The sequence below is a fragment of the Coleofasciculus sp. genome (assembly GCF_046539235.1).
In the GTDB taxonomy this organism is placed as follows: Bacteria; Cyanobacteriota; Cyanobacteriia; order Cyanobacteriales; family Coleofasciculaceae; genus Coleofasciculus.
On the sequence record NZ_JBKHHI010000574.1, the window covers coordinates 1 to 3,245 of the forward strand.

Sequence of the window (3,245 nt, forward strand, 5' to 3'; positions counted from 1 at the left end):
AGCTGAAGAGGGCTGAAGCCCTCACTACGAAGCCAACCTATTCCACAATTTTAGCTGGGTCACGCCACTCGGTTGGTGCGTACTCAAGTGACTGATGTGAGCGACATCTATTTTTCATCATGAATATGAGTTAACCTGAAGGATGAAATAGGTTATAAGTGTGAGCATCGGACGGTGATTTCTCAGGATTTTCTCAAAACCATTGCGACTGAACGCAATCTGTCCAAATCGGAATTAGAGGTGTTGTCCCTGGCGATGGAGGGTCATGGAACGGCTGCGATCGCGTCTCATCTTCAGATTAGTGGGGATGCTGTGCGTAAGCGGTTTAGCGAAGTCTATCAAAAGTTTAAAATTCCGGGTCGAGGTCCGGTTAAACTGACCAAATTGCAACAAATCCTGGTTAACCGCTATCAAGAGTATCTCCAGCAGCAAAAGGATACCCCAAACCGCCCCCCTGTTGCGGAGAGTCCCCCTACCTCACCCCAACCGCAAAATCGCCGGGATTGGGGAGAAGCACCCGATGTTTCTGTATTCTACGGGCGTGGCGATGAACTGAAAACCCTGGAACGCTGGATTATTCAGGAACACTGTCGCTTAGTGGCGCTATTGGGGATGAGTGGTATTGGTAAAACAGCGTTATCGGTGAAGTTGGCGAAACAGGTACAGGATGAATTTGAGGTTGTCCTGTGGCGATCGCTACGTCAAGCCCCTTCTGTGTCTGATCTTCTCGCCGCTTTAATTCCAGACTTATCCCAGCAACCGGAAACGGTAATACCCAAAACCCCTGATCAGCGCATTTCCTGGTTGATTGACTATTTTCGACAACACCGTTGTTTGCTCATTTTGGATGGTGTGGAGTCTATTTTGCAGAGTGGGGAATTAGCCGGGATTTACCGAGAAGGCTATGAAGAATATGGTGATTTTTTCCGACGTTTAGGAGAAGAACCGCATCAAAGCTGTTTGTTGCTAACGTCTCAGGAAAAACTGAATGAAATTTCGTTATTGGAAGGTGAAACCTCACCTGTTCGTTCCTTTAAGTTAGAAGGCTTGGGAGACGCAGCCCGATTCATCTTAAAAGAGAAAGGATTATCCGGCGAGAAAAAATGGCAACCGTTAATTCAAGGGTATCGCGGTAATCCGTTTATGCTCAAGCTGGTGGCGACGACGATTAAGGAAGTTTTTGATGGTGACGTGACGGATTTTCTATCAACCACGTTGTTTACTCACGATATTAGTGATTTTATTGAGGAAATTTTAGACCGCTTATCAGAATTAGAAGAAAGAGTATTGGTGTATCTGGCTCATCAAAAAGAGCCAATTTCTTTTAAAGCACTGCAACAGCAGTTTAGCGACACATCACCCCAGGAGGTGATTCGGGCGCTAGGTTCCCTGAGTCAGCGATCGCTTGTGGAAAAGTCTGAGGGTCGATTCATTTTACCACCAGCCGTTCGGGAAGTGACGCTGCAATTAATGACTCCGTTAGAAGATTGAAGAATCAAGGGGGTATGAGTGTGGCGCGATCCCTTGGGCGATAAACCTTACATCTTGCATCTGTCGCCGTCTTCCCGCCTTGCGATTAAACTCTACGACTATTCACTATAATGATACTTACAAGCCACAATTACAACTTCTTCATCGGAAACTTGGTAAACCAAACGATGTTCGTTATTAATGCGCCTTGACCAAAAACCACTTAACTCATATTTTAGCGGTTCAGGTTTACCCAGTCCTTCAAAGGGTAAGCGATCTATATCTTTAATCAGTTCAACAATTTTGCGATAAATTTTTTTATCTAATTTTGCCCATTCAGTAAAATCTACAAAAGCAGAGGATTCAAACACAATTCTTCTGCTCATGGCAAATCTTGTAAATTAATTTCAACTAAATTTTTACGTTTTCCAACATTTTTAATGGCTCCTAAAAGCCTATTTTTGTTGGCTTCTGATTGTAAAAGATACTCAGTTTCATCAAATTCCGAAACAACAATTTCAATTTCTTTATCTCCAAATGTCGCTTTGATTTCTTCCAGGAAATTACGATCGATTTCGTTGGCTTTTAAACGATAAATGGTTGACATTGTTGTTTCCTATAGTAGTTTTGACAATTATAGAGTAGCGTGTCAGGTGTGAAGCGCGATCGCATAGTATCTGGGAACGAGAATCGCCTCTGTTTGAGAATGGCTTGAGGGAATGACATCTAACACCTACCGATTCTTGAATTAATCATGGTATAACAACACCTCAATCATCAACATTGTCCAACTCCTGCTTTCCCAAACTCAGCGAAACATTGTATTCCCACGCTATCCCTTCTGGATCACGAGTTACAGCTCTAATTCATATCGCTGCTCTGTTACCATCGTACCCCACAACTTACAGCGCTTTTTGTGTAATCAATGTAGCGAGCAAGATGCAAAGCCTGCGGCATGGCTTCGCTAAACGCACTACGGCAAGGATTTCGCCATTATTGACATTAAGGTTTAAATGCCGAACTGCTTACTAATCTGGCAAATCGGGTTCAACCCCTAACGCTTTAAGTCTAGCTCGTAATTCTGTTACCTGCTGTTGTGCAAGTTCCCGCTGCTGTCGTTCTGACTCCGCTTGTTTCTGGGCAATTTCTGCCCTCTCCTCTGGTGTGGCGACGAGTTGACCCTCTGGGCTGAAAAAACGCAGTTTTGACTCATAAATTCCTAAAAACAGTTCCAACTGACGACTCCATAACCACCCTTGATTAGTGGGTTCTATCGGTTGGTACTCACCCGCCATAAGTATAAACCCTTGGAACTCCAACGTATTTGGATGAAACCAAAAATATTCGGGGGTGCGGAAGGTGTCCTGATAAAGTTTTTTCTTAAAGTCTTTATCAATTTTGGCGGTGCTGTCAGAAAGCAGTTCCACAATCACATTCGGGTATTTCCCCTGTTCTGCCCATAAGATCCAGCTTTTGCGGGGTCGATTTTCTGTGCCTAATACGACAAAAAAATCGGGTCCTCTAAAGTCTCGTGTGGTGATGTGTTCTGGGCTAAAGTAGATGGTAAGATTGCCTGTGGCATAGAAGTCAGTGCGTTCTCGCCACCACCACTTGAGGCAAGCCAGCAGGAGTTCTATTTGATCTCGATGTAGGTCACTTTCCAAGGGAGGTTCATCACTCAACAAATCGCATGGAGGAATAATAATATCCTCTGTGTCGTTAAGGGAAGTAATTTGATCTGTTGGTGCTGAATCCTGGGCAAGGGTCATCGGGAG

General features: G+C 44.2%; 4 protein-coding genes. 1 reads left to right on the forward strand and 3 read right to left on the reverse strand.

Features of this window, described 5'->3' with window-relative positions; all coding sequences use genetic code 11:
* Nucleotides 1–174: 174 nt before the first annotated feature.
* Nucleotides 175–1,491 carry an NB-ARC domain-containing protein gene (locus ACLFWI_RS28690; protein WP_446415766.1) on the forward strand — a complete coding sequence of 439 codons (1,317 nt, stop codon included), beginning with the start codon at nt 175–177 and terminating at the stop codon, nt 1,489–1,491.
* A 98-nt stretch (nt 1,492–1,589) separates the two neighbouring features.
* Here ACLFWI_RS28690 and ACLFWI_RS28695 read toward each other — a convergent pair whose 3' ends face one another.
* The 3 genes from ACLFWI_RS28695 to ACLFWI_RS28705 all read right to left on the reverse strand — a co-directional run bounded on the left by ACLFWI_RS28695 (nt 1,590) and on the right by ACLFWI_RS28705 (nt 3,239).
* A complete protein-coding gene (locus ACLFWI_RS28695; protein WP_446415767.1) occupies nt 1,590–1,856 on the reverse strand; it encodes a Txe/YoeB family addiction module toxin in 267 nt (88 codons plus the stop codon).
* Nucleotides 1,853–2,077 (reverse strand): hypothetical protein, encoded by a 225-nt coding sequence (locus ACLFWI_RS28700; protein ID WP_446415768.1) that lies wholly within the window; start codon nt 2,075–2,077, stop codon nt 1,853–1,855. Before ACLFWI_RS28700 ends, ACLFWI_RS28695 begins: the two co-directional genes overlap by 4 nt.
* Nucleotides 2,078–2,498: 421 nt before the next feature.
* Nucleotides 2,499–3,239, reverse strand: coding sequence for a Uma2 family endonuclease (locus tag ACLFWI_RS28705; protein WP_446415769.1), 741 nt, complete (start codon nt 3,237–3,239; stop codon nt 2,499–2,501).
* Nucleotides 3,240–3,245 lie beyond the last annotated feature (6 nt).